Source organism: Candidatus Alkanophaga liquidiphilum (assembly GCF_053996935.1).
The window spans coordinates 1-22,344 of record NZ_JBMXYC010000042.1; the positions used below are offsets into that span (position 1 = coordinate 1).

Annotated in this window: 21 protein-coding genes; 8 read left to right on the forward strand and 13 right to left on the reverse strand. The window is 53.7% G+C overall.

From position 1 onward, the window contains the following. The 3 genes from ACXJJA_RS05560 to ACXJJA_RS05570 form a co-directional block, all read left to right on the forward strand. A partial coding sequence (locus ACXJJA_RS05560) for a TCP-1/cpn60 chaperonin family protein (protein ID WP_456487226.1) occupies positions 1 to 492 on the forward strand: 492 nt, incomplete at its 5' end. Positions 493 to 520: 28 nt separating this feature from the next. Continuing rightward, positions 521 to 1,030, forward strand: coding sequence for a metallophosphoesterase family protein (locus ACXJJA_RS05565; RefSeq protein WP_456487227.1), 510 nt, complete (start codon positions 521 to 523; stop codon positions 1,028 to 1,030). Beyond that, complete coding sequence (locus tag ACXJJA_RS05570; RefSeq protein WP_456487228.1) at positions 1,027 to 1,407, forward strand: ribonuclease P protein component 4; 381 nt, start codon at positions 1,027 to 1,029, stop codon at positions 1,405 to 1,407. The genes ACXJJA_RS05565 and ACXJJA_RS05570 overlap by 4 nt, the downstream gene beginning before the upstream one ends. A 72-nt stretch (positions 1,408 to 1,479) precedes the next feature. Here ACXJJA_RS05570 and ACXJJA_RS05575 read toward each other — a convergent pair whose 3' ends face one another. Together ACXJJA_RS05575 and ACXJJA_RS05580 are read right to left on the reverse strand one after the other, a co-directional pair. Continuing rightward, positions 1,480 to 2,616, reverse strand: a complete 1,137-nt coding sequence (locus tag ACXJJA_RS05575) for an amidohydrolase family protein (RefSeq protein ID WP_456487229.1) — start codon at positions 2,614 to 2,616, stop codon at positions 1,480 to 1,482. Then, positions 2,600 to 3,016 carry an NUDIX domain-containing protein gene (locus ACXJJA_RS05580; protein ID WP_456487230.1) on the reverse strand — a complete coding sequence of 139 codons (417 nt, stop codon included), beginning with the start codon at positions 3,014 to 3,016 and terminating at the stop codon, positions 2,600 to 2,602. Before ACXJJA_RS05580 ends, ACXJJA_RS05575 begins: the two co-directional genes overlap by 17 nt. 115 nt (positions 3,017 to 3,131) lie before the next feature. Between ACXJJA_RS05580 and ACXJJA_RS05585 the strand changes: the two genes are divergently transcribed. After that, positions 3,132 to 4,232 (forward strand): formate--phosphoribosylaminoimidazolecarboxamide ligase family protein, encoded by a 1,101-nt coding sequence (locus ACXJJA_RS05585; protein WP_456487231.1) that lies wholly within the window; start codon positions 3,132 to 3,134, stop codon positions 4,230 to 4,232. 55 nt (positions 4,233 to 4,287) lie between these two features. On the opposite strand, the gene ACXJJA_RS05590 is transcribed toward ACXJJA_RS05585, so the two are convergent. The 3 genes from ACXJJA_RS05590 to ACXJJA_RS05600 form a co-directional block, all read right to left on the reverse strand. After that, a complete protein-coding gene (locus ACXJJA_RS05590; RefSeq protein ID WP_456487232.1) occupies positions 4,288 to 4,950 on the reverse strand; it encodes a DJ-1/PfpI family protein in 663 nt (220 codons plus the stop codon). A 9-nt stretch (positions 4,951 to 4,959) separates the two neighbouring features. Then, entirely contained in the window at positions 4,960 to 6,342 is a 1,383-nt protein-coding gene (locus ACXJJA_RS05595) for a UbiD family decarboxylase (protein ID WP_456487233.1), read from the reverse strand. A 73-nt stretch (positions 6,343 to 6,415) separates the two neighbouring features. Next, entirely contained in the window at positions 6,416 to 7,255 is an 840-nt protein-coding gene (locus ACXJJA_RS05600; protein WP_456487234.1) for a CheR family methyltransferase, read from the reverse strand. 42 nt (positions 7,256 to 7,297) lie between these two features. Here ACXJJA_RS05600 and ACXJJA_RS05605 point away from each other — a divergent pair, with 42 nt between their 5' ends. Further along, positions 7,298 to 7,756: a DUF5658 family protein gene (locus ACXJJA_RS05605; RefSeq protein ID WP_456487235.1), complete on the forward strand. Its 459-nt coding sequence runs from the start codon at positions 7,298 to 7,300 to the stop codon at positions 7,754 to 7,756. 3 nt (positions 7,757 to 7,759) lie between these two features. Here the strand turns inward: ACXJJA_RS05605 and ACXJJA_RS05610 are convergent, their stop codons facing one another. The 3 genes from ACXJJA_RS05610 to ACXJJA_RS05620 all read right to left on the reverse strand — a co-directional run bounded on the left by ACXJJA_RS05610 (position 7,760) and on the right by ACXJJA_RS05620 (position 10,458). Then, complete coding sequence (locus ACXJJA_RS05610; RefSeq protein ID WP_456487236.1) at positions 7,760 to 8,623, reverse strand: ribose-phosphate diphosphokinase; 864 nt, start codon at positions 8,621 to 8,623, stop codon at positions 7,760 to 7,762. A gap of 400 nt (positions 8,624 to 9,023) precedes the next feature. Further along, positions 9,024 to 9,344 carry a NifB/NifX family molybdenum-iron cluster-binding protein gene (locus ACXJJA_RS05615; RefSeq protein ID WP_456487237.1) on the reverse strand — a complete coding sequence of 107 codons (321 nt, stop codon included), beginning with the start codon at positions 9,342 to 9,344 and terminating at the stop codon, positions 9,024 to 9,026. 4 nt (positions 9,345 to 9,348) lie between these two features. After that, positions 9,349 to 10,458: a site-2 protease family protein gene (locus ACXJJA_RS05620; protein ID WP_456487238.1), complete on the reverse strand. Its 1,110-nt coding sequence runs from the start codon at positions 10,456 to 10,458 to the stop codon at positions 9,349 to 9,351. Positions 10,459 to 10,585: 127 nt separating this feature from the next. Between ACXJJA_RS05620 and ACXJJA_RS05625 the strand changes: the two genes are divergently transcribed. Continuing rightward, the gene (locus tag ACXJJA_RS05625; protein WP_456487239.1) at positions 10,586 to 11,593 is read left to right on the forward strand and encodes a methanogenesis marker 2 protein; all 1,008 of its coding nucleotides are present in this window, start codon (positions 10,586 to 10,588) and stop codon (positions 11,591 to 11,593) included. A gap of 1 nt (position 11,594) precedes the next feature. Then, positions 11,595 to 13,070: a thymidylate synthase gene (locus ACXJJA_RS05630; RefSeq protein WP_456487240.1), complete on the forward strand. Its 1,476-nt coding sequence runs from the start codon at positions 11,595 to 11,597 to the stop codon at positions 13,068 to 13,070. Positions 13,071 to 13,339: 269 nt separating this feature from the next. On the opposite strand, the gene ACXJJA_RS05635 is transcribed toward ACXJJA_RS05630, so the two are convergent. Both ACXJJA_RS05635 and ACXJJA_RS05640 read right to left on the reverse strand, forming a co-directional pair. Next, complete coding sequence (locus ACXJJA_RS05635) at positions 13,340 to 14,467, reverse strand: CBS domain-containing protein (RefSeq protein WP_456487241.1); 1,128 nt, start codon at positions 14,465 to 14,467, stop codon at positions 13,340 to 13,342. A 110-nt stretch (positions 14,468 to 14,577) separates the two neighbouring features. Further along, on the reverse strand, positions 14,578 to 15,579 hold the full coding sequence (locus ACXJJA_RS05640) for an FtsZ/tubulin family protein (RefSeq protein ID WP_456487242.1): 1,002 nt from the start codon (positions 15,577 to 15,579) through the stop codon (positions 14,578 to 14,580). Positions 15,580 to 15,655: 76 nt separating this feature from the next. Here ACXJJA_RS05640 and ACXJJA_RS05645 point away from each other — a divergent pair, with 76 nt between their 5' ends. Continuing rightward, positions 15,656 to 16,984, forward strand: coding sequence for a tripartite tricarboxylate transporter permease (locus ACXJJA_RS05645; RefSeq protein ID WP_456487243.1), 1,329 nt, complete (start codon positions 15,656 to 15,658; stop codon positions 16,982 to 16,984). Here the strand turns inward: ACXJJA_RS05645 and ACXJJA_RS05650 are convergent. The 3 genes from ACXJJA_RS05650 to ACXJJA_RS05660 form a co-directional block, all read right to left on the reverse strand. Then, complete coding sequence (locus tag ACXJJA_RS05650) at positions 16,963 to 18,180, reverse strand: glycosyltransferase family 4 protein (RefSeq protein ID WP_456487244.1); 1,218 nt, start codon at positions 18,178 to 18,180, stop codon at positions 16,963 to 16,965. The two genes, ACXJJA_RS05645 and ACXJJA_RS05650, sit on opposite strands and share 22 nt — an antisense overlap. Next, a complete protein-coding gene (locus tag ACXJJA_RS05655; RefSeq protein WP_456487245.1) occupies positions 18,137 to 19,621 on the reverse strand; it encodes an NDP-sugar synthase in 1,485 nt (494 codons plus the stop codon). Before ACXJJA_RS05655 ends, ACXJJA_RS05650 begins: the two co-directional genes overlap by 44 nt. Before the next feature lie 148 nt (positions 19,622 to 19,769). After that, positions 19,770 to 22,277, reverse strand: a complete 2,508-nt coding sequence (locus tag ACXJJA_RS05660; RefSeq protein WP_456487246.1) for an AAA domain-containing protein — start codon at positions 22,275 to 22,277, stop codon at positions 19,770 to 19,772. Positions 22,278 to 22,344: the final 67 nt, after the last annotated feature.

The following is a 22,344-nucleotide window of genomic DNA, read 5'->3' on the forward strand; positions in this document are numbered from 1 at the left end:
TCGATGAACGACGCCTTTAGGGTCGTCGGCAGCGTCATCGAAGACGGTAAAGCCGTCCCGGGCGGCGGCGCCGTCGAGACTGAGCTCGCGCTCCGCCTCCGTGAGTTCGCAACCTCGCTGCACGGTAAGCAGCAGTTAGCCGTCGAAAAGTTTGCAGAAGCCCTTGAGCTCATCCCGAGGACGCTCGCCGAAAATGCGGGACTTGACCCCATTGACAAGCTCGTGGAGCTGAAAGCAGCTCACGAAAAAGGCAAGAAGAACGCCGGGCTCGACGTCTACACCGGAAAAATCGTGGACATGTGGGAGATGGGCGTCATCGAACCACTGCGCACGAAGAAGCAGGCAATCACCTCTGCCATAGAGGCGGCAATCATGATTCTCAGGATTGACGATGTTATTGCGGCGGCGAGGGAGGAATTTAAGCCGCCTTCCGAGGAAGAAATGGGCGGCGGATACCCCGGAATGGGTGGCGGATACCCCGGCGGGCTCTAAATTTTTCTTTTTTGTTTTTGTTTGCGGTATGCCGACGGTAGTGGTCGTTTCGGACACTCATCTCAGAAAAGAGGAGGACAAACTTCCTGCAGCTCTCATAAATAGTTTGAGAGATGCCGACTTGATTGTGCATTGCGGCGACTTCGAGGAGCTTTTCGTCTTGGAAAGGCTTAGAGAGTTCGGAGAAGTCCGAGCGGTTCACGGAAACATGGACTCGAAGGAGCTTAAAAAAATGCTTCCTGCAGTTGTTGTCGTTGAGTTCGAGGGCTTTCGCCTCGGCATAACTCACGGAACGGGTCCGCCTTTGGGCTTAGAACGCCGTGTCGTCTCCTTGCTGAAGAAGCACTGCGACATCGAGACGCTTGATGCCCTCCTCTACGGACACTCGCACGTGCCGAAGAAGAGTGTTGTAAAGGGCTTGCTCCTCCTGAACCCGGGCTCGCCGACCGACAAAAAATATGCGCCGTTTAACTCCTTCGGCGTCCTCAGGCTGAGCAGCAGCGGCGGCGGCATCGACGCCGGAATAGTAAAAATATGAGAGCCAGAGCGTTTGTAAGAGACATTGCACTGCAACGCATAGAGCGGCTCTTCGAGCTTGCTGAGACTTTTTTTGAAGATGACGACGACAGGCGGAGGTGCGTAGAGCTTGCAAGACGCATAGGGATGCGTTACCGCGTGCGGCTGCCGAAGCATCTGAAGATGAAAATGTGCCGGAAGTGCAACGCTTTCTTGATTCCCGGGCTGACTGCGAGGGTGCGCCTTCGCCCCAAGAGGAGATACATAACGACAACATGCCTGCGCTGCGGGCACGAGACCAGAAGACCTTACAAGACGCCTAGACCGCCGTCGCCCCACCGCAGCAACTCAAACTCCCAGTCGCAACCTGCGGCAAGAAGAAAACTACAAAAACCGTAAATTTGATAGTTTTATCACCATCAACTTTCTTGAGTCTGACGTGTGAGCTTTTGCCGTGTTACTTTCATTAGTTTAAAATGCGACAACAGCTGCCACGTCCCCAACGCCCGCACGGTTCACTACCGCCTTTAAAACGTCTCTGACGTGTTTCAAGTTTGGCGAGTCTTTCCTTAGCACGAGTATTCTTGCGGGCTGCCCTTCGGCGAGCACGCCGCCGCCTGCTTTCACAATTTTTGCGCCATTGAGCGTAGCCATTCGCAGAACTGTGCGTGCGTCCAGCCTGTAGATCTTAGAGATGAATTCCAGCTCTGAGAACATGTTTGGCGAGTTCAGCATGACATTGTCCGTACCCACGCCCACGGTCAAACCGATTTCGAGCATTTTTTTAAGAGGCGGAAACCCCACGCCCGTTCTGAGGTTCGAGCGGACGCAGACCACCGCATTTATTCCCGCGTCCCGCATCTTTTTGAGGTGTGAGGGCGACGCATGCGTTAAATGCACCAGAAAGTCAGGGCGAAGCTCAATAGCAGCCTCTATGTCAAGCTCGTTGCGTTCGCCGGCATGGAGTGCGAAAAGCTTGCCTCGCTGCTTTGAAGCCGCCGCCAGCTCTTCCAAAAGCTCAAGCGGGTGGTCTGCGACGCTGCTCATCCCAATGCCGTCCGCCTCCTTAAGAACGACGGCTGCCTCCTCAACGGCGTTGTTGAAGCGAGACGGGCGTCCTAAAATGCGTGCCACGCCGCTTAGTTCTTTAACTTTTTCTCTCTCCGCACCCACGGTCATCACCGCCGCCTCTGCTGCTGCTAATGCCTTTTTCAGCAGGCGTATGCCTTCGACGCCACCTTCCCTGAAGTCCGCGAATGTAAACGTGCCTGCCGTCAGCATTTCTACGACGGCATCACACATAGCCGCTATGAGCTTCTCAGGCGGCGTCTCTCTCAAAATCCTCTCCTTCAGCCCTCCCGGACCTACAAGCGCTTCGAGCGGCAGGTCCGGCGGCTCCTTCGCAACTGCGTCGCCGACGTGCGTGTGCGCATTCACGAACGCCGGCAGTAGCACGCCTCGAACTTCGGCGTCCGCCGTATACCTTCTTGAAACTTCTTTTATTATGCCGCCTCTCACATCTACGACCACGTAGCCCTCAAAAACCTCGAAATCCTCGCCGTAAAGCACAGTGCCTGCGAGCGTCAGCTCCTTATTCCCCTCGTTCATTCTTCACACCCGAAACGGCGGCGTCAAAAATCTTGTCATGGTCGAAAGCGAGCGGCGAGGGCTTGGTTCTGAAGACTTTGACGGCGGCAGCGTCGCTGCCCGCCCGCAGCTCCCCGCCGACAGCATCTGCGAGGAACGCTACGGATACGAAGTGCCCCCTGGGGTCCCTGTCGGGCTCGGAATACACGCCGACGAGCCTTTTCAGCTTGATTTCCAAACCAGTTTCCTCCCTCGCCTCTCTGAGGGCGGCAGCCTCGACCGTCTCGCCGTATTCAACGACGCCGCCCGGCAACGCCCAATAGCCTTTAAACGGCTCTTTACCTCTTTTCACAAAAACAAAACCTTCATCTTTGCGAATGACAACATCCACAGTCAGCACGGGCAGTTCCCTTGCTTCCATTAGCATATTTCGGACCTCTGATTTTAAAAAGCTGGGCTGCTTGTCGGTGGTGGGAGTAGATGCAACCCGCCGTTTTCGTATATCCTATAAAAGGGCGGTGGCGAAATAATACCAGATGATAACAAGGAAAGAAGTGGCTGAAGTCTTAAAGGATTATGACGCTTCGAAGCTGCGAATTGGCGTGCTCGGCTCGCACTCCGCCCTCGAAATAGGGCACGGCGCCAAGCAGGAAGGCTTTGAGACCGTAGTCATCTGCCAACGGGGGCGTGAGAAGACTTACACGAAATACTACCGTAACCTCTTCGACCACGTCATCCTCCTTGACAGATTCGCAGACATCGTGCAAGACGATGTGCAGGAAAGACTCAGAACGCTAAACACAATATTCGTGCCGAACCGCTCGTTTTCAGTTTACGTCGGCTACGACAATATAGAGCGGAGATTCCTCGTGCCGATGCTCGGAAACAGATTTATTTTGCGGAGCGAGGAGCGGGACGCCGAGCGCAACCAGTATTACCTGCTGCAGCAGGCTGGCATCAGGATGCCACGCATCTTCAAGTCGCCCGCCGAAATAGACACGCTCGTCATTGTTAAAGTCCCCGAAAAAGCCAGAAAAATCGAAAGAGCTTTCTTCTACGCATCTTCGCCCGAAGAGTTCAAGCGGCGGGCAGAGGAGCGAGTTAAAAAGGGAATAATAAGCGAGAAGGACTTAAAGAGGGCGATGATTGAGGAATACGTCTTAGGTGCGAAGTTCAACGCCAACTTCTTCTGGTCGCCGCTCACCGACGAGCTTGACCTGCTCGGTTTCGACCGCCGCATCCAGACGAACCTCGACGGCGTCCTCAGCCTGCCTGCGGAGGAACAGCTTGAAGCGAAGGTTCCGACGCAAAATGTCGAAATCGGGCACATGGGAGCGACGCTTAGAGAGTCGCAGCTCGAAAAAATCTTCGAGGCAGGCGAAAGGTTCGTGGAGGCGTGTAAGCGTGAATATCCACCGGGTATCATTGGGCTTTTCGCCCTGCAGGGCGCCTTCACGCCCGACCTTGAATTCTGCGTGTTCGACGTGTCGCCTCGTATTCCAGGATGCCCGTGCGTCGAGCCGACATCGCCTTACATGAAATACAAATACGGCAAGGAAGTGGGTCCAGGACGCAGGGTCGCCATGGAAATAAAGAGCGCTGCGAAGAAAGGCTCTTTGCCGGAAATCGTAACCTAACGACGACCCGCGCGGCACGCAGCGCAACGCCCTCCCAACACCAAGCCAACAGCAATTAGCCCTGCAGCACCGCCCAAATCGCCAAAGCGAAATCTTCAGCGCTTTCCGGGTCTCTTGCCGTCACAATATTATCGGCGACCACTATGCTCTCATCCGCATAGATTGCTCCACCCCTCTCAAGCTCCTCCACCGCCTCAGGTTCGGGGAAGACCGTCGCCTCCTTGCCCTCCAGCACACCTGCCCTTGCAAGAACTACTGGCGAAAGACAAATCGCCGCCACCACCTTTCCCGCATCATAAGCGTCCTTGACCAGCGTTCTGAGGGTGAAATCGTCCCAGAGATATTCTTTAGAGCCAACGCCGCCGATAACGACGACGACATCAAAACTCTCAACGCTCACATCGGAAATCATAACGTCTGGCTCCACAACGGCTCCGAGCATGCCCTTCGCCGGCTTCGTCGTAATGCTTGCTATCTTGACCTCTGCGCCATGTTCTTCGAAAATCTCCTTCGGCACGAAAAGCTCATCGTCCCTGAAGCCCTCCGGCGCTATGACCATGAGGATTCTAATCGGCTGCGTTGGTGCGGGCTGCACAGGCGTAACGACAGAGGTGGGAGACGCCATGGGCAAGGTCGGAGCTGACGGTCTCTCAATGCACCCTCCAAGCAAAACCGTTGCTGCAACAGTTATCATTAAAACGGCAACGACCCTCGACATGTTCGCACATTAGTCTTTTGAAATAAAATTTAATTTGGTCCAACGCCGTTTATGGGCTATCGCATTGTTGTTTGCGTCTTGCGTATTTGCGTGTTGTATATTTGCGTGTTGTATATTTGCGCCAACTCTCTCATATTTCCGGGCGTCGCCCTTCTTCGTGGCGTCGATGCCCACTTTCGTAGTAAGCCCGTTTTCCGAAGAGGGGTCGAGCGATGAGCCCCTAACATTCGGGATTAAAACGACATCTCTGTCCCAGCGCACCCGTGTCGCCACTGCATATTCGACGTCTCGCACGTCATAAATGTTCACGTCTTCATCAACGACGACCGCCAGCTTCAAGCTTGGGTGTGCCGCAAACGCCGCAATGCAGGCGTTTTTTGCCTCGCCCTCACCGCCCTTCCTTATCTGAATGACCGCATGCAAATAACAACAGCCGCCATCGGTTAACACGACGTTCTTCACCCTCGTGACCCTGCCCACCGCCTTGAAAATCAAAGGCTCGTATGGCACGCCCATCAGGAGGCGGTGCTCACCGCCCGACGGCAGGATTGCGTGGTATATCGGGTCTTTGCGGTGGTAAATTCTCGTGAGCGTGAGCACTGGCTCCTCACGCACGACGTCGTAAGTGCCAGTTATATCCACAAAAGGCCCCTCCTTTGCGGCATCGCCGCCAAAGAAGCCTTCGAGCACGAACTCGGCATGCGGCACCGCAACGCCGTTTCGCAGCCTGAAAAGTTCCACTTCCCCCTCCAGCCCTGCCGCCTTCTTGAGCGCTGCGGCGTATTCGAACTCCTTGCCTCTCGGCACTCTCGTCGCCGCCGCCAGCAGCAAGAAAGGGTCAACACCGATAGCAACGCCCACTCTTAGCTCCTCGCTACGCTCCCTCGCCTCTCGATACATGTTGTAGAGATGCCTACTGGGCACGAGCCGCACGGCGAGCCGCCGCTCATCAAGAACAAGCATCCTGTGAAACGAAGCGTTTGAAACGCCGTCGAGCTCCGCAACGACCACGCCTGCAGTGATGTAGGCACCGCCGTCGCTCTTAAAGTGGCGGAGGATAGGCAGCTCCCGAAGGTCTGGCTCTCTTGCAAAAGCTTTAGTCTCAGAATCCTCCACGACCCTTACGGAGCTTTGAAGCCCGTCCGTCGGAATTCCAGCGAGGAACGCTGCCAGTTGCTCCTTCGGAACGCCGAAGAGCTTGCTCAGCAGCTCTCTTGAGCCCAAAACGTTCATTGCAACCCTGTGTTCGCCGTCAACCGCATGAAAAAGCAGTGGGACGCCGTCGTGCTGCATGCAAAACTCCGAAACCTCATAGCTCGCAGAAACCCTCTCCCTCACCTCAAGCAGCAAGCCCTCCGCAGAAAGTCGCCGCAGCCAGCTCCTCAGCCCCATACTCTCTGGATTTGCGCACATGCATTAAAAAGTAGTCGAGAGGAGAATGTTCGACGCTCAGCAGAAAGAGGGCTTACTGAGACGAGCATGCTTTTATCTTTTGGTAAATTCGCTCTCTTGCATTTACGCACGCGAATTTCTCCTTTGCCGCCCCAACCAGCGTCTCCGTCCTTCCGAGAATCAGAAAGCCGCCGTCGTTCAACGCCTCGTAAAAATCCATGAGCAGTCTTCCCTGCAGCTCCTTTGAGAAGTATATCATAACGTTTCTGCAGAAGATGACGTCGAAATGCGAGAATTTTTCACCAGAAATCAAATCATGTTTCTTGAACCTCACAAGGCGGCGAATGTCGTCCTTTATGCGATACTTGCCGTTTTCATGCTCAAAATGCTTTTTTACGATGCGACGCTCGACGTTTCTTAACGATGCTCCTTCGTATAAACCCGCCACCGCCACCTTCAGCGCTTGTTCGTCTATGTCTGTCGCGAGTATCGAAACCAAAAAGCTTTTTAGCTCCCCGCCGAGCATCTCGTGCAGGATGATGGCTATCGTATAAGGTTCCTCACCCGTTGCGCAGCCGGCGCTCCAAATCCTGAGAATCTTGCTCCCCCGTCTCTTCTTTTCAGAAAGTAGTTGCGGCAGCACCTCATTTTTAAAAACTTGGAACGCTTCTACGTCCCTGAAAAATTGCGTCACGTTTACCGTTATTTTGTCCAAAAGGGCAACGTATTCCTCAGGATGCTCATCAAGGAATCTCAAATATTCTCGGTATGAAGAAACGCCGCTCTCTTTCATCCGAATGTCAATCCGGCGTCTTAGATAATTATCTTTATATTTATAACAGTCCAAACCAGTCTTCTTAGATATTTTCCTTTTTAGAATGTTGAAAAAGGTGGCGTCTGCTGCGGTTGTCATGTTAAAAAAATTTTAAACGATGCATAAACTTAAGGATGCGGATTGGCTAAAAAACTTTTTCAGGGGAGGGACGTGCGTGTGCGTAGTGGCGAGCTATCATTGCGACTCATAGATGCCCTATGCGTAACTCTGGTCATCTTGCAGGTTTTAGATTTCTATACTACTTATTTTCTGCTGAGCAACTGCGACTTCGCATACGAGGCGAACGCTCTGATGCGGGCGGTGCTGGACCGAAGTTATTTCTTGGCATTTGCGCTGAAAATTAGCGTTACCGTCGCGCTCGTAGGGGTCTCGGCACTCTGGGTGCGAGGCAAGCTGCAACTGCCGCTGCACAGCGTCATAGCGGACTTCAATCTGAAACTCGAAAAAGCGTTCGGACTTGACAAAATAGAGAGTAGGAAGACTCTCGTGTTCTATCTATTGCTTCTCTGCAATATCTTTTACATCTTCGTGGTAACGCATAATACGGTGGCGATTGCGTTGTTCCTCATGTGGACGTAACGTTCACGCTAACTCCTTTGCGATGAGCTTGGCTACGCTTACCTTGCTGAAGATTGTCTCCAAAGTGTCAGTTGCAATGATTTCCTTGACGCCAGCATTGAACATTCTAAGAGCGGCGCCGGGTACGAGGACGGCGTGGACGCACGCCACATAAATCTCAGACGCACCCAGCTCTTTAAGGAGCGTCGTTGCTTTTACTATTGTGCCACCCGTCGAAACTATGTCATCAACGAGCGCCACGCTGCGGGCGGCGACGTCGAGCGCCTTCGGCTTTATTTCAACTTCCTCAGCGCTGAGCCTCGTCTTCTCAAGCACGTCGTATTCGACGCCCGCATGGTCGGCGGCTGTGGCAGCGAGCGCTGCAGCGCCGTCGTCAGGCGCCACGATGAGTTCGACGTCCTTCGCTTGGACACGGAGATGCTCGCCGAGGAGCATTGCCGCATCCAGCACCTTAACGCTACGAGCGTTTTCAAAGTATCTCAAAGCCTTTTCGGAGTGAGGGTTGATCACAAATGCCTCGTCCGCAAAGATACATCTCGCAAGCGCCCGCACGCTTATCGGCTCGCCACTCTTGAACCTCTTATCCTGTCGTGCATATCCCAAATACGGGATGATGACGCTTATTTTCGATGCATCAAGCCCCTCGCAGGCTTCAATGAGCTGGAGAAGGCAGATGAAATCGGTGTCAGAGGTTATGCTCTGGATAATCGCCACGCTCTCATCGTTAAGCGTCTCGGTCGAAGCGACCCTCGTGTATAGCTCACCGTCGGGAAAAACTCGAAACTCGCACGGCAAAAGCTCACAACCGAGCGCCGCAGCGACCCTCGAAGCTAAAACCTGAGATGCACGCCCCGCCACTATCTTCATCGCTACATCCCCACTCCGCCCTAAAGCGTTAAAAGTCTAAAAAGTTTGCCAAACGCATCGTCGTGGCGCGCCCGCAGACATTCCTTTTCCTCTTCGAAATCTACTTAACTCCCTTTTCGCATTTTTGAAAAGAGAGGAGATCAGGCGCAATACCCTGTGACCTCCTCCCCTCACTGAAAGGGGCATCCACCGGATGCACGAGGTTGGGGAGTGTGCCCGATTGCTGCGGCGCTCCCCTTCGGGCTGAGCACACTGCCCCTACCATGAGCATATAGCCCATGGCTCGTCTCAGTATGTTTTTGGCTCCGTTCACGTCTGCATTGATTTGGTATCCACAGTCCTGTATGATATTTCTACTTAAAAATTTCCCACCCCTTCCCCTGCCCTCCTTTAAAGGGGATTAGCAGCAACATCTTCCTAAAATTTCCTTAATCCTCCCCTCTGCGATTACGACGACGACACCGGCGTTCGTAAGGATTTCAAGCGCTCCTTTTCTGATGCCGCCGGTGATGAGCATGCGCACGCCCGTGCGCACGAGGATTCTCGCCGCTCGTAGGTCTGAAATGTTCGGGCGGAGGGCGCCGCCGGCGCCGAGGCTCGTGTTGTTTGTTATTTTCATATCGTTCATTTCGGGGTCGAGCATGAAGAAGTATATGCTTTTGCCCAGTTCCGGTGCTATTTCAGAATTGATGTCCTTGGACAGCGCTGCTATGCATATCATCACGCTACACCTCGTCGGCATGCCTCCTGCCGCTGGCGGCGGCGCTCACAAGCTCCACAAATCTTAGTATGTCTGCCTTATGTATTATGCCTTTAAAAGTACCATCAGCAAAAACTGCAAGCAGGCTCGTATTATGCTTCAGCATCTCTTTCAGCGCATTTATGGCGTCTTCGTCCTCAGAAATTCGAGGAAGCGGCGTCATCACATCTCGAACTCTTAAGTGCGGACGACGCTCCACAGGCACCTTGCTCACGTCGGCAAACGAAACAAAGCCCCGCACGCCACTATCGTCAGCAACAAGGTAGCCAAGCCGCCGCCCCCAGAACATAAGGTCGAGAAGCTCCGTAAGAGGGAGCTCCGGTGGCACCGCCTCTAAGGCTTCGCTGCGCATCACGTGCTTGACCTTCAAGCCGTCGAGCGCTGCGTGTATGAGCGTGGCGCTTTCCTCCTCGCTAGCGCCGACGTAGATGATGAAAGCAATGATGATAAGCCAGGGGTTCAAAATTCCAACGAGCGCCATTGCGATGGCGAAAGCCTTGCCGACGAGCGCTGCTTTCTTCGTTGCCACCAGAAACGAGTATTTCCTCGCAAGCATCGCTCTTAAGATGCGTCCGCCGTCCATCGGGAACGCCGGTATTAAATTGAACGCTGCGAGCACGACGTTCAGGTAACCAACGCTTAAAATCAATAGCCCCAATGGCAAGTAAGAGCCAAAGCCCAAAATGCGGTAGAAGGCGAGGCACACGCCCCCAATCGCAAAACTCGCCGCAGGACCGGCGAACGCAATCCTCGCCTCCTCCCTCGGCTCCTTTGGAATCTCTTCCATCATCGCAATTCCGCCGAAAATGAAGAGGACTATACTGTTTATCTTCGCTCCGTATTTCATTGCGACGGCGGAGTGCGAAAGCTCGTGCAAGAGGACTGAGGTGAAAAGCAGGATGGTGGCGGCGGTTGAAACCGCATACCTTAATGCAACGTCATTTATCTCAGCAAAGCCGAAGGGGCGGGGTTGCTGCGCAAAGAGCCACGCGAATAGGGGGAGGACCATAAGAAAAGTCACATGCAACTTCACCGGTATTCCCATGACCCTAACGAGCTGTAAGGACGACTTCATTAAATTTCGCCTCAGTTCGATTTTGTTTTGGCATTGCTCGTAAATTAAACTTAGCGGCTCGAAGCTTTGCGGGTGGGAAGCTGCGAATCATTTTTTAAGCGAGAAGGAATGTTGTATAGAAAAGGAGATGCAAGAGGATGAAATAGACCTTGAGCGTCTGGCTGAGAGCTTGCGGGATTTTGAGGGAGTGCAGCGGAAGAAGCCGATATATGATGTGGCAAGGCTTTTTGGGGACGCCGAGTATGTTGGCGGGCGCACGGTGATGGGCTTTGGGGACGACGCCGCCGTGCTCGAGCTCGACGATGAGCGTTACGTGCTGCTTGCAATAGATGGTATTTGGGGGCGGCTGTTGGACGCCGACCCGTGGTGGGCAGGTTACTGTGCGGTGCTCGTGAACGTGAACGATATTGCGGCGATGGGCGGCGTGCCGGTGGCTATGGTGAACATGGCGGCGACGCAGAGCCGTGGCATTTGCGGCGAGCTCATCCGAGGCATGCGGGACGGCGTTCGGAAGTTCGGCGTGCCGATGGTCGGCGGACACATGCACCCTGACACGCCCTACGACTCTCTTGACGTCGCAATCGTCGGCGTAGTGAAAAAAGGTTGCGTCCTGCTTTCAAACGGAGCGAAGCCCGGCGACGCCCTCGTTGTTGGCATCGACGTGCATGGACGAATTTACCCGAAGTTCCCACTCGCATGGGATAGCACGACGCTCCGCTCCGCCGCAGAGGTGAGGAAGCAGCGGCTCTGCATGGCAGAGGTCGGCGAGAAATGCCTCGCAACCGCAGCAAAGGACATCAGCAACCCCGGAACTATCGGAAGCATCGGCATGCTCCTCGAAACCTCGGACGTCGGCGGCGTCGTTGACCTCAGGGCGATTCCAAGGGCTGAGAGCGTGCCGCTTGAACATTGGTTGAAAATGTATCCGGGCACCGGCTTCATACTCTCGACCGAGAGCGGAAACGACGCAGAGAAGTGCATAGAGATTTTCGAGGCTGCTGATGTGCGGGCAGCAGTTGTGGGAGAAGTTGACGGCAGTAAAAAGTTGAAAATATGCAACGGCAACGACGAGGCGACCGTGTTCGACTTCGATAAGGAGATTATCACGGGTATAAAGAAGCCTGCGAGGCGGTAGAATGGCGTCGCTGATATATGCAAAGGATATACCCGAGGCTTACGCGCTGGCAAACAACGAGATACTGGTGAGGGGCGTGGAAGCGGCGTCGGAGCGGGGCAATGTCAAATTTATCAACGACCTGCTCGTCGTGGTGGAGCGACCGGAAGTGGCGCTCGCCGAAGGCTCGCCGCACGCCTTCCACTTCTCACTTCTTGCAGAGACGCCAAACGAAGTTTGGAGGATAGGAGGAGTCACCGGCGTCTTCGAGCGTGAAGAGACTTATGCCGACCGCTTCAGAAAACCCTTAGACCAGATAGGCAAAGGCGTGGAACTAATAAGGAGGAAGCCGTATTCGAGGAGGTTTTGCGTGAGCGTCGCCCGCCCTTGGGACGTGCTGAGCAGGACTCCGCCCGCTCTCATGGAAATTTACGTGCAGGTTTTGGAGGCTGCCGACGCGGACGCCGTTGAGCAGGAGGACGGCGGAGGACGCAGACGGGAAGAGCGGAAAGAAGTGCACGTCACCGGCTTTTTCAGGAGCGTTGACGTTTTCAATTACTTAAATCTGAACCTCAACGGGCTGTGCGAGCTTCAGGAGCTTATTTGCAGGGAAACCGGCTACGAGAAAGGAAGCATCGCTGCCCATCTCGTGAATGCCCACTACTACCTCAGGAACGAGCGGCAGGTAGAAAAGGTCACCAGCAGTGCGGAGGCGAGAGCTGCTACTAGGAAAAGTGAGAGAGAAGCGGTGCGGCTCGGCGGGTTAATAAAGACGGAGCATCTGCCGTCAGGCTGGCGTGAGACTCTTGAGCTCATTTACCGACAAGGACTGCAGACGGAGACTGAGTGGGGCGAGGTTTTCGAGAGAAAGCGGCGGGCAAAGTTCGCTCACAGGCTTCTTTTAGAAATAGAGCGCCCGTCGGAGGACATGGAGGACGATAAGGCGCCGTTCACAAGGAAATATCTGGAGGAATATGCGTTGCGTTACGTGCTCGGCACGACAAATTTGCCGGCGACGGAATCCGAAATCCTCTACGAAGAGGGCGAAGCCTACACCTACGCTTCGAGGGCGAGGTATGAGCCCGCCGACATGGGATTCTTCGAGCTTAAAAAGCCTGTAGACCAGCTTTATCACGCCATAGAACTTCTTAGGAAGGACAAGAGGACGAGGCGTGCCACAATCGTCATATCGAGACCGTGGGACATTTTGAGTGAAGATCCAGCGTGTTTAAGGGGCTACGTGTTCCATGCAGATCCGCAAGACCCCGAAGCTCTGAGGATAACGCTGTTCATGCGTTCTAACGACGCCTACGGAGCGACTCTCGCAAACCAGTTTGCGTTCACGAGGCTTGCGGAGTTCGTCGCCGCGAAGACGGGCTTCGAGTCCGTGAAATTGACGTTACTGGCGGCGAACATGCACATTTATGAGGACGCTTTTGAATTTGTTGAAGGCTTGTTGAAGCCGAAGATGCCGTCGTTCGGAGAGTTTTTTAGTTAATTTTCGGTTTTACGATGTTGAATAACGTTCTGCGGTATGCAAAATCCTGAGCGAGAGCTTGAATGAGCGCCTGCGGGTCACGCTCCACACTGTTAACGATATGATAAAATTCGCATTTATTGCCGCTACAATTGTGCTTAAGAACATAGATAAGCAAACCGACATAAAGTTTGGCTGAGGACAACGTGGGCGTGGTATCGGCGAAACTCGCATGTGGTGCCTACTGAAGTTAAAAATGAAGGAGCGGCGTGGGCGGTTCTGCGCAGGCTCTACTCTAAGACTATCTTCTCAAGTAACCTCCAAGACTCGGTATTAAGCTCTTTTGCCTTTAATATTTGGCGTTCGAGGTTTTCGAGGGCGATGTGGAAAGCGGCGTCGCCGCCGAAGCTCTCACCACGTCCTATGAAAAGTTTTCCGTCCGTCCTCATCCTAATCTTGCAGAAGATAAGGGGATGCCTTTTGAAGCGTTCTCCATGTCGTTTGAAGTAAACGTGAACAACCCCCCGCTTCAAGAAGACTCCAAACTTCTCGACGAGCCGCCTTAGCTCCTTTTCCACGTGCGACCTGTCAAATCTAACGTCACCCGCTGTCAGCTCTAAGAGAAAATCTTCGTCCTTTTCGGCGCCTAACTTCGAAATCGCCTCTAAGATGTCAGTTTTCGTCACTATTCCGCTAATTTTGTCATCTCTCGTGACGACAAGTCCGGAAATGCCGTTGCTCACCATGAGCTCGACGGCTTTTCTCACGACGACGTCCTCAGATATCGTAATGACGCTCTCGGTCATGATGTTTGTAACAGGAATGCCAAGCCTCGGCTTCTTCTCGGAAATAGCGCCTCTCGTGAGCCTCTTCTTCGGAATGATGGCCATGATGCAATCGTGCATGGTGACTATGCCGACAAGCTTGCCGTCTTTAACGACGGGCGCTCTTGAGATGCCGTGTTCTCTAAAGGTATTGAGCACGGCGGCGAGCGTGTCATCCTCGCCGACGGTGATGACGTCGGGACTCATAAGCTCGCGGACGGGCACGTCGCCGAACTCGGTATCCGCGACTGCGAGAAGCAGGGCTTCGTCGGTGACAACGCCGATAAGCTTGCCATTGTTGAAAACGGGCAGATGCTTAAGCTCGTTCTCAAACATGAGGCGGGCGGCGTCATGGATGCTCGTCTCAGGCGATATTTTCGGCGCCCTTTTTGCCAGGGTCTTTACCTTTGTCCTAGGGTCTCGAAACGCCCTCACGATTATGCGTTCCGTGAGGATTCCGATGTATTTACCGTCCTTGAAAACTATGAGCACGTCCACGTTGTCGTTCTCCCTGAACTTTGAAAGCGCCCTCGAAAGCGTCTCCTCAGCGTTTATGCTCTCGTAATTCTCCGTGAGCAACTCCCGAACTTCCATAACAAAGAGTGCGCCGATGGTAGAATAAAAACTATGTAGGGCTTTGAGGGAGATACACGCCCCTGCTCAACAAGCGCTTATCATTTGCCAAAACGCGAGCGAGCTGATATTCAATATGCTTCCAAACACTCCCAGCGCAGCCCTGTCAGGACGCCCACGAGTTTTGCGACGTAGCTGCCAAGTGGCTCGTTACCAGCACGAGCGTCGATGATGGCGTTCTGCGTGCCCTTAAGCGCGTCGAACATCATTCGCTCTATGACCTCATTGAACTCCTCGACTGTGAGCCCCATGCCCACCGAGAACATGAAGGTGAGCGTTACGATGGCGCCGGCGGCGTCGTCGCTACGGGCTTTCAGCAACAGGTCCTGTTGTGATACGTAAATTTCGGTCTTCGTCAATCCGAATTTCAAAAACGGCACGCAAAGCCCCTTTAAAAGCTCCTTCGTCAGTTTGTAATGCGGGTTCACAAGGAATAAGGTCTCCGAAATGGCTTTTATGACGTCTGCGGCGATGGCGCTCGCCAGCCTGTGCCGTGGCAGCGGGACGTCCGGCACGTTTTCAAAAATTCTGCCCTCATCCAAGACGACGACGGCGTCTGCGCTCTCCCGTAGCTGTTCTATTTCTTTTTTGGCTAATTCCATCTTAAGACCCTCGGAAGGGAGCGTGACGAAAGCAACGGCGGTGGCGCCTTGCTCCTTTGCAGCATCTAAGGCGACGGACGCCATGCTGGTATCAAGCTCGTGCGCTGCGTGTGCCGTGACAAAGACCACATCAAAGTTATCGAGATGTGGAACCAACCCCTCTTTCAAAGACCTGATGGCATTAGCGTAGCACGCCTCGGGCATGTTCTGCCGGAATAACGCCTTCTCAAGCCTTATATTCCTGTCGGCTTTCGTCTTCTTTAACTGACGCTTGTCGGCGATAGCGACGGTTTCCACGCATTTCGGCGTTCTCTCGATGATGCGGCGTAACGTTCTACAACCGGATTCTCCGCAGCCGACAACCGCCACTCTCGACACACCGAGCACCTCAGGGCGCTCCACCTCAGCGACGCTGTATCCCTCTTTGACGAAAAGCAGTCTTTTCGCCCCGAACATTTGCACCAGTATCACCTGTTTCCCTTATCGCACTCTTACGATGAAAAATTTGATGCGGTGAAAAATAAAATTTTCTAAAAGTAGTAGTGAGATGGAGGAGTTCATCTTGCTCGTCGGCTTTTCGCTCGTAGGCACGCTCATCGGCTTCTTCACGGGCCTAATTCCTGGCATTCACGTGAATAACGTTGCGTTCACGCTTCTGACGCTGTCCCCAGCTATTTTTCGCATCATTGAAGGCTCGCCGCTGCCGCAAGGCTTTTTGCCGTTGTGCGTCGCATCTTTGGTGATCTCGGCATCCGTCGCTCATACCTTCTTGAGCTTTATTCCTACCGCCTTCTTCGGCGCCCCCGAGGGAGACACAGCCCTTTCCCTCCTTCCTGCGCACCACATGCTCCTTGAGGGGCGTGGCTACGAAGCCGTGTCGCTGTCCGCAGTTGGGAGCTTTTGCGCTGTCGTCTCGGCGTTTCTACTGCTTCTCCCCTTTAAGTTTGTGTTTTCGGCGCCTCTGCACTTTTACGGCATACTGGACGCCGTCCTACTCTTTCTCCTACTGGGAATCTCGGCATTGCTTATCCTGACTGAAAGCTTTAACGAAAGACTTATGCCGATGCAAGCGGTCCTTTTAGCGCTTCTCGTTTTCATGTTATCTGGAGCGTTAGGGTATTTGATTCTGAATACGGAGCTTATGAACATCAGCAACGGTCTTTTCAATTCTTATCGAGTTTCTCTGCTCTTCCCAGCCCTCACGGGGCTTTTCGGCGTTGCATCTTTGCTGTATTCAGCGGCGCACGCCCCAGACATACCGGCACAGGTGTTAAAGGAGCCTGAAATTGATAAAAGCGAGCTTACGAAGTCAATAGCGGCAGGCACGCTTTTCGGAAGCGTCGTTGGTTTTCTTCCGGGAATCACGGCGGCGCATGCGACGGTATTTGCGATGCTCGCCCGTCGTAACAGAGCGCCGGAGCAAATAATTCTAACACTCAGCAGCGTTAATACCGCCAACGCGATTTTCTGCACCGCTGCACTCTTTTTAATTCTGAAGCCAAGAAGTGGTGCGCTCATTGCGGTGAGCGAGCTCATAAGCGTAGAGCCTTGGGGAGGGATAATTCCACCACTGAGCCTCTGCTACCTCCTCATCTCAGTTCTGGTGGCGAGCTTCTTTTCCTATTTCGCAACAATGCTCGTGGGTAGACGACTCTCCGCAATTTTCACAAGGCTACCATACCAGCTTGTGGTCTTTGGCATTCTGACGCTGCTTTTCGCTCTCGTTTTTTTGTTTAATGGTGTTTTTGGCATGCTTGTCATGCTCGTTGCGACGTGCATAGGTCTTGTGCCCATTCATTTGGGCGTGCGGCGTTCGCACTGCATGGGAGTGTTGCTGCTGCCGATAATCTTGTTCTATGCTAATATTTCACTGTAAACACCAAGCGTCATTTTTGCGACATTATCCCAAGAGAAGAACTTTGCGGCTTTTCTGCCGTTTTCGCCCATCCTGCGTGCATGTTCGAAATTTGAAAATATTTCTTTGATGCCCCAGCTTATTGATTGTGGATTGTCGTAAACCCTAAGCCCATTGATGCCGTGCTTGACGTATTCGAAGCCGTTCTGCGTCACGATTATCGGCTTGCGGGCAGCCCACGCTTCGAGGGCGACTATGCCGAAGGGCTCATTCCTTGAAGGTATGCAGACGACATCGCACGCCTTATACCACTTCACGAGGTAATCTTCAGAAACATAGCCAAGGAACCTCGTAGCGTGCGCCACGCCCAGCTCCCACGCCCGACGTTCGAGCCAAGGACGCATGTGCCCGTCGCCTATGAACACGAACTTTGCATCCGGGAATTCTATCAAGACAGAGGGGACCGCCTCTAAGAGTAAATCAGGCCCCTTCTGCACGACCATCCTGCCGACAAACAAGCAGACCGGGTCCCAGACACCAATACTGAGCCACCTTTTGACCTCCCAAGGGTCAACAGGCACGTCAAACTTATGCAATGAGACGCCGTTTGGAATTACTGCAATTTTCCAATCTTCGAACTTATAAATGCGCTTTATTTCCTCTTTCAGCGTCTGCGACGTCGTAATTATCTTGTTGGCGACGAAGCCGCCATACCATTCCAAATTCCGGATATGCCATGATTGCCCCTCATGGAAGGCATTACCGCACCGCCCGTATTCTGTGGAGTGCAGCGTGAACACGGTCCTCTTTCCGCGGGCGTTTTTTATCTCTGCGAGCGCGTTTGCGGTCATCCAGTCGTGACCATGAATTATGTCGAAATGCCCTGCGATGTTTTCCGTTTCAAAGAAATGCCAAGCGAAAGAGCGGCACATGTTGTTCATCTCCCCCACGAAGTTGGAGTTCAAATCGAAAGGGCATCGGTGGTAATGGACGCGGTCAATGACCTCATACTGCGGCTGCCCGTGCCCCATCCTCGTAAACACGTGAACCTCGTTTCCCAGCCTTTCAAGCGCAGCAGCGAGCTCCGTCACGTGGACGGCGACGCCTCCAACTTTGATGGAATGTAAAGATTCCCAACTGAACATTGCGATTCTCATTTCCAACCCTGACTTCCTAACCAGCTCTCGGCGTTGAGTCCCGAATCTCAGCATTCGCATCCACGGCTTCGTCTCTGACCGCAGCGGCGAGGCGTCTTCGTAGAATCTCGATGAGGAGCGTCCTCGCACGTTCGCCTTTAACGCCACGCACTGCCTCTGCCAGCTTTTTCTCGCCAAAGATATGGCAAATCCACTCAGCAAAATCGTTAGTGCTGTTCCTAAGATGGTATTTTATTGAGCGTTCGTCAATAATTTTGAGAATTTCGACCAGCTCCTCAATGCTGTATGCCACGAATCCGGTGTGGCGGACGGTGCCGTCGTCGTCCTGCAAGTTGAAGTAGAAAGCTTCTTCTTCAGGAACTCGACGGAGGAGCTTGTTCTTAAGCGGGGTCTTCGGGCGGGCGTGCTCGAACCTGACAAAGCGTCGCAGCTCGCCCTTGAGCTTCGAACCGTAGGAGAGGCTGACAAACGGCCAAACCTTACCCTCAGCGAGGACAGCATCGTAGATGCTGCAATAAGGACCGACGACCGAATCCACGACTCTGGCGCCACTCCTTACCATTGAGCTTTCGCCGATGATGCTGCACTTCACATATGCGGAAGCGATTTCAGAATCTTCGAATAGCACAGATGCATGCAGCTCGGCGGACTCGACGACCGCACCCTCGCCGATGACGGTGGGTCCGTAAATAACGGCATCGGCAACAACTGCGCCCTCGCCTATGAAAACATCTCCGTATATCTCAGCGTCTCGCAGCTCTGCATCATCGACTGCGGCAACGGGAGTGCCGCCAGCACGCTTTTTCAGGAGCCAAGCCACCGCCCGCATGTAGCCATCGGGCTTGCCGACGTCCACCCAGAAGCCCTTGACCTCGCAGCCGTAAAGTTCGCCTTCTTGTGCCAAAATCGGGAACAAGTCCTTTGAGAAATCAAAAGAACATCGCTCAGGCACATACTCCAAAACGTCGGGCTCAATCACGTAAAGCCCTGTGTTTATCAGATTGCTAAAACACTCTTCGGGTCTGGGCTTCTCCTTAAACCTCTTTACTACGCCCTCCTCATCTATTTCCACAATCCCATAATGGTAAGGGTCGTCCACGTGCATCAGAGCTATCGTGGCGAGGCGTCCATGCTTCTTGTGGAACTTAATAAGCTCTTTTAAGTTTATATCGGTGATGTTGTCGCCTTGAATTATGACGGCGGTCTCGTCGAGACCGGCATTCTTGACGGAGCCTGCAGTGCCCAGCGGCTCCGGCTCTTCAGGATACGAGAGTTTAAGGTTTTTTGCCTCCCCACATTTGCTAAGATGCTCAATTATCATCTCCCGTAGGTAGTTCGTAGTGATGGTTATGCTTTTTATGCCATGTATCTTCAGATACTTGACAATATGCTCTAATATTGGCTTATCGACCAGCGGGAGCAGAGGCTTCGGCCTCGTGAATGTCAAGGGGCGAAGCCTCGTTCCAAAACCACCCGCGAGAATCACAGCTTTCGACGTCATGACAAAAAAAGTAGCGTCTTTATCCTATATAAACCTTCTACGCCCTTCCCATATGCAAAAATTTTTCCTACAAGCCCTCTTTAACTCGCGCTATATGCAGCAAAAAGTGCAAGTCTGCAGGTGAAACTTGGTGGAGTAGTATATTATCTCAGTCGTGCTGCTCGCCCTGTTCAAAATCTTCACAAAGTGTCCTGAATTCGCAAAATCTGCAAAAGCGGCGGGTGCCCTCCGGCGGCTTGTTCGTCACGAGCGCTCGGTGCAGCGCGCTCGCAAGCGCTTCGTATCTGCGGAGCGTCATCTCCGCGCTGCTTAAATCCACCTCGAAACACTTGAACTGCCCTGTTTCGAGCGTCGCCGCCACTCGCATGCGTATTTTTTCTGGCTGCAAGAAGTCGCTGAGCTGCGGCGTCGGCTGCAGCTCGTAGTATATCAAAAGCGCACGCTCGTAGCCGCCCGCCGCTGCGTAGAACCGCACTTGTTCCTCGTCTTCGTGCAGCGGACCGTTCCTCAGGACGTAAGAGAAACTTCTTGGGCTCTTGGACTTGAACTCCACGACCTTGTCCCCGTCCACAGCGTCTATGCGACCAGCAAGTGTCAGCACGCCGTCTTCGGCTGTAAATTCCCATGCCACAGGCACTTCTCTCATGAAATAGCTTTCTTCGACGATTTCGTGGAACAGCCGCCCGATGAAAAGGCGGAAAGCATCTCCAAGGGTCGGTTTCCGCAGCACCCGCCGCCGGAACCACGAACGACGAAGACAGCCGCCGAGCTCTGAGACGTAAATTCTTTCGTCTTTGTATTCGTGTTTGGCGTCCTGCGATAGGACTTGCTCCATGAATCGCTTGAAGGCTGCGACTTCGTCGTTCGCCCAGCGGCATTCCTTCCAGCCATAAACCGAATGGCGCTCAAGACAGTAGTCTACAAAGCTCCCAAGAAGACCGTTCTTATACGCAGAAAGCACGTTCCCGACGACTACGAGCTTGTAAACTGGGCGTGTGAAGGCGACGTTCAACCGGTTCGGGTCGGCGGCGAAGCTCATGTCCTCGGTGCTCGTCACGCTGAAAATGATTACATCTTTCTGCCGCCCCTGGAAAGCGTCCACGGTGTCCACTTCTAAGCCCCTGCTCCCCGTCTTGGCAAGCATCAAGCCCGCATCTTCCGCCATCGCTCTTATAAGCGTCTTCTGAGCGTCATACGGCGTTATTATGGCGATGCGCTCTTCAGCGTTTTTAAGGCACGCGACAAACATTCTTGCGAGCTGCACGCACGCCTCGGCTTCCACAACGTTGAGCTTTGAGCCACCTTTTTGCAGCTCCTTGCCTTCGACGTGGACGAACACCACTGGCATCTCTGGACTCAGAACCTCGCCCCGTTCGAGGGTTTGCCAGCCGCCGACGTCAAGGCTGAGCGAGTGGCAGCGCTCTGCAGGCGTAATTCTGCCCTCGTAGAAGTGGCGTTGCGAGAAGCTGATGATTTCAGCGTGACTGCGGTAGTGTCGCTCAAGCCAGAGGCTCCGCCCTGGATATTTGCGTAGCAAGTGGTTAAAGGCGCTGTAGCGTTCCTGCCTGCGTTTTCCCCCTTGTCCCCTAAAGATGGGTAGCATTTGCTTGTGGTCGCCGATGAAGACCCATTTTTTCGCCTTAAGCGCGCCGAGGAGCGCCAACGGTATCGAAGCTTGGCTGCACTCGTCTATGAACACCGTATCGAACGTCACGTCGCGCAATGGAAAGAGTTGCGACTTTATGAGCGTCGCGCCGATGATTGGCGTCGTTGCGATGAGACGCTCGCTCTCTTCCCTAAGGAGGCGGCTGCGCTCTGAAAGCGTCCGGCTCAGCTCCTCGACGCTCGCCCACGATGAGATGCGACGCCGCAGCTCTTTCAAACGCCCGCCGAGCGCAGCCTCCACCCGCCTTCCCAACAAATATTCCTTGCGCAATACTTTTTCGGGGCGTCCGACCCGCAACGCCACGCTCAGCGGCAGGTTCTCGATGGCTGTGTCCACCGCCCTATTCGTATGCGACGTTATCAAAACCTTCTCGCCCCGCTTCGTAAGCTCGTAGGCAGCTTTAGCTATCACCTGAGTCTTCCCCGTCCCCGGCGGTCCTATTATCAAAATAAACTCGCCCTCGGCAAGCAAAAGGACACTTTCAACAGCTTTCACCTGCGAAGCGTCAAGAACGGCATCTGTAAGTTCTCCACTCTTGAAAATACGCTTATCTTTTAGCGTCGTAGCTCTTTTCAGCTCAGAAAGCCTCAAATCACCAAACATCAGCTCGTAAAGGCGCCCTTCAATTTCAGTCCTGCCAGTCCAAACCCTCTGCAATGCCTCAAGCTGCAAATCATAGCTTATTAAGGACTCGGACTCGAAAATTTGGAGTTCATCGCCGACATGGAAGCCGGACGCCTCCATAAAGACGGCAAGCGTGTTCGGACGTGCTTCGACTACGACGCCCAACCTCTCCACGTCCTCGGAAGCGACGTAGCCGACGACGTCGCCGACGTCGAGCCGCAGACCGCCGCCGCACTCCAGCACGGCTACGCTCCCTGAAACCCCAGAAATCTTAGCAGGCGTCGCCTGCCGCAGCGCCCGCTCCCGTAACTCCCGCTCCGCAAGCCCCCGCTCCTCCTCAATTATCCTCGCAAGCTCCTCTAGCATTTTTACTAATTTTTACAAAATGTCGCTAAGAAAGCTTATGGTTTTAACCATGAGATGGAGGGGGTCA

Coding starts and splice junctions, on each gene's coding strand:
- ACXJJA_RS05565 (WP_456487227.1), top strand. CDS start 521: ATGCCGACGGTAGTGGTCGTTTCGGACACTCATCTCAGAAAAGAGGAG.
- ACXJJA_RS05570 (WP_456487228.1), top strand. CDS start 1,027: ATGAGAGCCAGAGCGTTTGTAAGAGACATTGCACTGCAACGCATAGAG.
- ACXJJA_RS05575 (WP_456487229.1), bottom strand. CDS start 2,616: ATGAACGAGGGGAATAAGGAGCTGACGCTCGCAGGCACTGTGCTTTAC.
- ACXJJA_RS05580 (WP_456487230.1), bottom strand. CDS start 3,016: ATGGAAGCAAGGGAACTGCCCGTGCTGACTGTGGATGTTGTCATTCGC.
- ACXJJA_RS05585 (WP_456487231.1), top strand. CDS start 3,132: ATGATAACAAGGAAAGAAGTGGCTGAAGTCTTAAAGGATTATGACGCT.
- ACXJJA_RS05590 (WP_456487232.1), bottom strand. CDS start 4,950: ATGTCGAGGGTCGTTGCCGTTTTAATGATAACTGTTGCAGCAACGGTT.
- ACXJJA_RS05595 (WP_456487233.1), bottom strand. CDS start 6,342: ATGGGGCTGAGGAGCTGGCTGCGGCGACTTTCTGCGGAGGGCTTGCTG.
- ACXJJA_RS05600 (WP_456487234.1), bottom strand. CDS start 7,255: ATGACAACCGCAGCAGACGCCACCTTTTTCAACATTCTAAAAAGGAAA.
- ACXJJA_RS05610 (WP_456487236.1), bottom strand. CDS start 8,623: ATGAAGATAGTGGCGGGGCGTGCATCTCAGGTTTTAGCTTCGAGGGTC.
- ACXJJA_RS05615 (WP_456487237.1), bottom strand. CDS start 9,344: ATGATATGCATAGCAGCGCTGTCCAAGGACATCAATTCTGAAATAGCA.
- ACXJJA_RS05620 (WP_456487238.1), bottom strand. CDS start 10,458: ATGAAGTCGTCCTTACAGCTCGTTAGGGTCATGGGAATACCGGTGAAG.
- ACXJJA_RS05625 (WP_456487239.1), top strand. CDS start 10,586: ATGCAAGAGGATGAAATAGACCTTGAGCGTCTGGCTGAGAGCTTGCGG.
- ACXJJA_RS05630 (WP_456487240.1), top strand. CDS start 11,595: ATGGCGTCGCTGATATATGCAAAGGATATACCCGAGGCTTACGCGCTG.
- ACXJJA_RS05635 (WP_456487241.1), bottom strand. CDS start 14,467: ATGGAAGTTCGGGAGTTGCTCACGGAGAATTACGAGAGCATAAACGCT.
- ACXJJA_RS05645 (WP_456487243.1), top strand. CDS start 15,656: ATGGAGGAGTTCATCTTGCTCGTCGGCTTTTCGCTCGTAGGCACGCTC.
- ACXJJA_RS05650 (WP_456487244.1), bottom strand. CDS start 18,180: ATGCGAATGCTGAGATTCGGGACTCAACGCCGAGAGCTGGTTAGGAAG.
- ACXJJA_RS05655 (WP_456487245.1), bottom strand. CDS start 19,621: ATGACGTCGAAAGCTGTGATTCTCGCGGGTGGTTTTGGAACGAGGCTT.
- ACXJJA_RS05660 (WP_456487246.1), bottom strand. CDS start 22,277: ATGCTAGAGGAGCTTGCGAGGATAATTGAGGAGGAGCGGGGGCTTGCG.